This window comes from Roseibium sp. (genome assembly GCF_025698965.1).
Lineage (GTDB): Bacteria > Pseudomonadota > Alphaproteobacteria > Rhizobiales > Stappiaceae > Roseibium.
Map to the genome: position 1 here is coordinate 1 of NZ_JAILWL010000418.1, position 5,907 is coordinate 5,907.

Sequence of the window (5,907 nt, forward strand, 5' to 3'; positions counted from 1 at the left end):
TGAGCGCCCTCAAATGGTGCATCCGGACTACTCACTGAAGCCTGAAGAAGCTGAAGGAATGCCGGCGATCGAGCCGGTCTATCCCTTGACCGCTGGTCTTGCCTCCAAAACCCTGCAAAAAGCCATGAAGGCCGCGGTTGAAAAACTGCCGCATCTGCCCGAATGGCTGAACGATGCCTATCTGCACAAGACCGGATGGCCCGATTTCGGCGATGCGCTTCGCACCCTGCACGCCCCCAGGGAACGTCAGGACATAGAACCACAGTCGCCATATATGCAGCGACTGGCCTATGATGAACTGCTTGCCAGCCAGCTGGCGCTGGCGATGGTCCGCGCAAACATGCGCACTCTTGGTGGTGTTGCCCGCACACCGAGCGGCAAGTTGCAGCAAGCCGTGATCAAAGCCCTGCCGTTCGAACTGACCGGCAGCCAGGCAACAGCCATCAAGGAAATCAACGATGACCTGGCCAAGCCTGTCCGCATGCTCCGATTGTTGCAGGGGGATGTCGGAGCCGGAAAGACCGTCGTCGCTTTGGCGACACTCGCACAGGTTATTGAAACCGGCGCGCAGGGCGGGCTTATGGCACCGACAGAAATTCTTGCCCGGCAGCATTTCGCGTCGATGGCACCGCTTTGTGAGGAAGCCGGAATTCGCCTTGCTTTGATGACAGGCAAGGACACGCAAAAGGAAAGACGTCTGCTGCAGGATAAACTGGATACCGGTGAAATCGACCTTGTTGTCGGAACACATGCGCTGTTCCAGGGGTCAGTCACATTCAAGAATCTCGGGATGGTCGTCGTCGACGAACAGCACCGCTTTGGGGTCCATCAACGCCTCGCCCTTTCAGGCAAGGGACAAGGAGTTGATGTTCTGGTGATGACTGCAACACCGATCCCTCGCACACTGGTCCTGACTTGCTTTGGCGACATGGATGTCTCGCGCCTGACCGACAAACCTGCAGGTCGCAAACCGATCAAAACCGTTTCCGTTTCCCTGGACCGATTGGACGAAATCATATCCAGGGTCGGTTCGGCCATCTCCGACGGACAGAAAGTCTACTGGGTCTGCCCGCGTGTCGAAGAATCCGAAAAAATCGACCTTGCAGCAGTTGAAGATCGTCACCGTGTGCTGGAACACGCGCTTCGCCAGCGCGTGTCACTGGTTCACGGCCGCATGAACGCGGAAGAAAAAGACGCGGCGATGGGAGATTTCAAATCCGGTGTAACCAAGGTACTCGTAGCAACAACCGTGATCGAAGTCGGCGTCGATGTTCCCGATGCAACCATCATCGTAATTGAGCACGCAGAACGGTTCGGTCTCGCGCAGCTCCATCAGCTCAGGGGCAGAGTGGGCCGCGGCGACAAGCCATCTTCCTGCGTCCTTCTTTACAAGGGGCCACTTGGAGAAACTGCCGGTGCACGCTTGAACATCATGCGTGAGACAAATGACGGATTTCTGATTGCGGAAGAAGACCTGAAACTGCGCGGCGGCGGCGAAATTCTCGGCACAAGACAATCCGGAACGCCAGGTTTCCGCATCGCCCGTGCGGATGAGCACGCCGACCTGATGGAAGTCGCACGGGATGATGCCCGACTGATTCTTGAAACCGATCCGGAACTCAAGTCTGAACGTGGTGAAGCCTTGCGCTGCCTGCTCTATCTATTTGGCAGAGACGCGGCAATCAGACTTCTTCGAGCGGGCTGATCAAGCCTGTTCCCGCTTTCTGATCCGTTCAAGTTTCTCGGGATCTGCGATAACATCCTCTAGAATGTCTGGAAGGTCGGGACTGACAAGTCCGGCTGAAATGACCAGCTTTGCCGCCTCTTCAACAGACATCGAAAGCTCGATGATATCTTCCTTTGGAACGAAAAGCAGAAAGCCGGAAGTCGGGTTCGGAGTGGTCGGCAAAAAGACGGAAACAGTTGATGCGGAATCCTTCAGGCGCTTCGCGACTTCCCCCTTGGTCTCCGTCGAGATAAACACGATCGCCCACAGTCCCCGGCGCGGATACTCGACTAGCGCGGCTTTGGTGAAACTGTTCCCTCGCTCATCAAGTACCGTCTCAAAAATCTGCTTCAAGCCGCTGTAAATATTACGAACTAGTGGCATACGGCCGACGATGTTTTCGCCGATAGAAATTAAACTTCGACCGAGAAAGTTTGCAGCGAGAAAGCCAACAATCGTCAGGACAAAGATTGCAACGATCAGTCCGAAACCAGGTATGGGGAACGGTAGATAGGTATCGGGATTGTATACCCTTGGTACAAACGGCTTGACCCACCCATCGACCCATTTGATGAAAGTCCATGTCAGCCACAATGTGATACCGATCGGACCGGTGATCACCAGGCCCGTCAGGAAGTAGTTGCGGAGACGTGTTGCCGCACCCGGCCTATGGCCTATGATCTGCGAGTCTTCTGATTTATGTTTATTCCGGCTCATGGGCGAAACCTGATCGAAGTCCCTTTGAGTGCTTGTCTTTCACTTGATCCGCACTTAGATAAGCATCCTTATCGCAGAGCGGTATCCTGCGCTTGATTTATTTTTCAGCGGTATATCCGAAAAACGCCGGATTTGGAGGCAGTTTTGCGGCGGACCACGTTCAAACTTCTGGGAACCGGCTGCGTTGGTATCGGTATCGTCGGGGCATTTCTTCCCCTGCTTCCCAGTACGATTTTCTTTATCATGGCAGCAGCCTGTTTCGCACGCTCTTCACCTGCATTGGAAGAGAAAATCCTGCGCCACCCGGTTTTCGGCCCACCGGTAATCGCCTGGCGGGAACACGGTGCAATTTCGCCCAGGTCAAAACTGGTTGCCCTGGCAGGCATGGGTTTTGGTTATCTGATGTTTCTTCTGACAGCCGAACCTGATCTCTGGCTTGCCGTATTCGTTGCACTCTTCATGATCGGATGCGCGGCCTACGTGGCAACCCGGCCGTCCGGCACACAGAAAAAACCTGCCGAGTAACACTTCACGTATCCGTCTCCGAACTGTCTCGAAACCATCTCACCAGCATCAATTATCAGGGATCAGTCTCTTCCCGAGCGGGACGGCAAGTTCCTGTGAAAACCCGAGTTTTTCGTAAAATTTCATAACCGCCTCGTTGCCCTGTCTCACGAACAGATTGATTTTTGGGCACCCAAGTTCCAACAAATATGCTTCGCAGTGGTTCATCAACCGCTGGCCCAGGCCCACGGACTGAAACGCCGGATCGATCGCAAGATAATAGATCGCACCACGGTGTCCGTCATACCCGGCCATGACGCTGCCAATAACGGCCGTGCCCTTAAGGAGGACAAAAAAGCCTCCCCTTGGATCCGTCAACTTCCGGTCAATGTCCTTGTCAGGATCGTTCCAGGGTCGGGTCATGCCACACTTCTCCCACAGCTCAATCACATGGGGTCTGTGCCACGCCTCAAATGAAACGATGGAATAGTCGTCAGCACTTTCCATAAGTTATTCAACCGTAACGGATTTTGCCAGGTTGCGCGGTTGATCGACATCCGTCCCCATGAAGACTGCTGTGTGATAGGCGATCAACTGGACAGGAAGCGCGTAGATTATCGGAGCAACAATGTCGGACATGTCCGGCAATATGACCGTGTTTTCGGCAGCTCCTCCGCTTTCAGAAGCCCCTCGCTCATCCGTAATGAGAACAATGCGGCCGCCACGCGCAGCAACTTCCTGCATATTCGAAACAGTCTTCTCATAGATGCCGTCGTAAGGGGCAATGACAAACACGGGCATGTTTTCATCGATCAATGCAATGGGCCCGTGTTTTAGTTCACCAGCGGCATAGCCCTCTGCGTGAATGTAGGAAAGTTCCTTAAGCTTCAGGGCTCCTTCCAATGCCAGCGGGAAATTTGTCGCTCTGCCGAGATAAAGCGCGTTGTTGGCCTTGGATAGCGGTTGAGAGAGTTTCTCAATTGAGCTCTCGCTCGCAAGCGCCTTCAACGCAAGGCTTGGAACTTCGATAAGTTCGGAAACGAGTTCGCTCTCGCGCTCGGCAGACAGAACCCCTCGCTCGCGACCCGCTTGCAGGGCAAGCGCTGCCAGAACAGCCAGCTGGCAGGTAAACGCCTTCGTGGAGGCAACACCAATTTCCGGTCCGGCGATCGTCTGAAAAACCATGTCGGCTTCACGTGCTATCGTGCTTTCGGGTACGTTGACAATTGCCCCGATTGCCGCCCCGTTTTCCTTGCAATAACGCAGGGAGGCAAGCGTGTCCGCCGTTTCACCCGACTGAGAAATGAACAGCGCAGTGTCGCGGTCGCTCACCGGCGTTTCGCGATAACGGAACTCGCTGGCGATATCGATTTCAACCGGCAGGCGTGCGTATTTTTCAAACCAGTATTTGGCCACCAATCCCGCAAGATAGGCCGTGCCGCAGGCGGTAATGATCAGGCGGGACAGATCCTTGAACTTCAGTGCGTCAGCATCTGCCACTAACGCCTTTTTGCTTCCATAGTCGAAGTAACGGGACAGTGTATGGCCAAGAACTTCCGGTTGCTCGTGAATTTCCTTGGCCATGAAGTGCTTGTAATTGCCTTTGTCCATCAGATTTGAATTGACTGAGGACCGCGCTTCAGGCCGGGTCACCGCTTCATTGTTCAGATCGAAAATCTGAACGCTCGAGCGCGTAAGGACAGCCCAATCGCCTTCATCCAGATAGGTAATCCGGTCGGTGAAGGGCGACAGGGCAATTGCATCGGACCCGAAGAACATCTCGCCATCACCATGACCGATGGCAAGGGGCGATCCCTTCCTGGCACCGATCAGCAGATCATCTTCCCCTGCAAACAGGATCGCCAGCGCAAAGGCTCCTTTGAGGCGTGGCAGCACTTCGGCGACTGCATCTTGCGGGGCGGCCCCGCCTGCAAGGACCTGATTGATCAGATGCGCGACGACTTCGGTATCGGTATCCGTTTCGAGAACGGACCCTGCCGCGACAACTTCTTCGCGAAGGTCGAGATAGTTCTCGATAATGCCGTTGTGAACAACCGCAACGGAACCCGCGACATGCGGATGAGCATTGGAAATGGTCGGTGCGCCGTGCGTGGCCCATCTGGTGTGACCAATACCGGATGTGCCCGGCAGGTGGGTTCGCTCCAGGGTTTCTTCGAGATTCCGAAGTTTGCCTTCCGCCCTGCGCCGGACAATTTCACCTTCGGACAAAGTCGCAACACCAGCAGAATCGTATCCCCGGTATTCAAGCCGCTTCAAGGAATCGACAATCCGCGGCGCTGCCTCGACCTGACCCAGAACGCCAATAATCCCGCACATGCAAAAGCCCTTTGTTGAAAAAACCATTTGACTGCCCTGCTTTAGACGACAGGACAGCCACAACAGAAATCAATCCCTGTTTCAGAAGATGACACGGACTGGTAAATTTTCTTGTTTCAAGACTTGGCGTCTTTCGCCGCCTGCAGTTTTTCACGCAACTGCTTTGCCTTGCCATCTTTGACGACCTGCTTGGCGCGCCCGAATGCAAGGGAATCTCTTTGAACATCACTGGTGATGGTGCTTCCAGCAGCTACAAATGCGCCATTGCTCAACTTGACCGGCGCGACAAGCGTGGAATTGGACCCGACAAAACTACCGGCACCAATTTCGGTCCTATGTTTCAGGTAGCCGTCGTAGTTGCAGGTTATTGTTCCAGCACCGATATTGGATTTTGAACCGACGCTGGCATCGCCGATATAGCTGAGATGATTTGCCTTTGCTCCGGCGCCGAAAGTGGCGTTTTTCACCTCCACGAAATTGCCGACGCGCGTGTCCGGTCCCAGTACCGCACCCGGCCGTAGGCGAGCATAAGGCCCAACGACGCTGCCGGTCCCGACGTTGGCTCCTTCCAGATGACTGAATGCTCGGATCGTTGCGCCGCGAGCAACCTTCACACCTTTGGC

At 54.7% G+C, this 5,907-nt stretch carries 6 protein-coding genes; 2 read left to right on the plus strand and 4 right to left on the minus strand.

Going from position 1 to position 5,907, the window contains the following annotated elements; translation table 11 throughout:
- On the plus strand, positions 1-1,705 hold a 1,705-nt coding region (gene recG / locus K5905_RS25660), incomplete at its 5' end, for an ATP-dependent DNA helicase RecG (RefSeq protein ID WP_297589452.1).
- On the opposite strand, the gene K5905_RS25665 is transcribed toward recG, so the two are convergent.
- Positions 1,706-2,443, minus strand: coding sequence for a DUF502 domain-containing protein (locus K5905_RS25665; protein WP_297589454.1), 738 nt, complete (start codon positions 2,441-2,443; stop codon positions 1,706-1,708).
- Between the two features lie 144 nt (positions 2,444-2,587).
- Between K5905_RS25665 and K5905_RS25670 the strand changes: the two genes are divergently transcribed.
- The gene (locus K5905_RS25670) at positions 2,588-2,968 is read left to right on the plus strand and encodes a YbaN family protein (RefSeq protein WP_297589456.1); all 381 of its coding nucleotides are present in this window, start codon (positions 2,588-2,590) and stop codon (positions 2,966-2,968) included.
- 48 nt (positions 2,969-3,016) lie between these two features.
- Here the strand turns inward: K5905_RS25670 and K5905_RS25675 are convergent, their stop codons facing one another.
- The 3 genes from K5905_RS25675 to K5905_RS25685 all read right to left on the minus strand — a co-directional run.
- On the minus strand, positions 3,017-3,454 hold the full coding sequence (locus K5905_RS25675; protein WP_297589459.1) for a GNAT family acetyltransferase: 438 nt from the start codon (positions 3,452-3,454) through the stop codon (positions 3,017-3,019).
- 3 nt (positions 3,455-3,457) lie between these two features.
- Complete coding sequence (gene glmS, locus K5905_RS25680) at positions 3,458-5,284, minus strand: glutamine--fructose-6-phosphate transaminase (isomerizing) (RefSeq protein ID WP_297589462.1); 1,827 nt, start codon at positions 5,282-5,284, stop codon at positions 3,458-3,460.
- 116 nt (positions 5,285-5,400) lie between these two features.
- On the minus strand, positions 5,401-5,907 hold a 507-nt coding region (locus K5905_RS25685), incomplete at its 5' end, for a DapH/DapD/GlmU-related protein (RefSeq protein WP_297589464.1).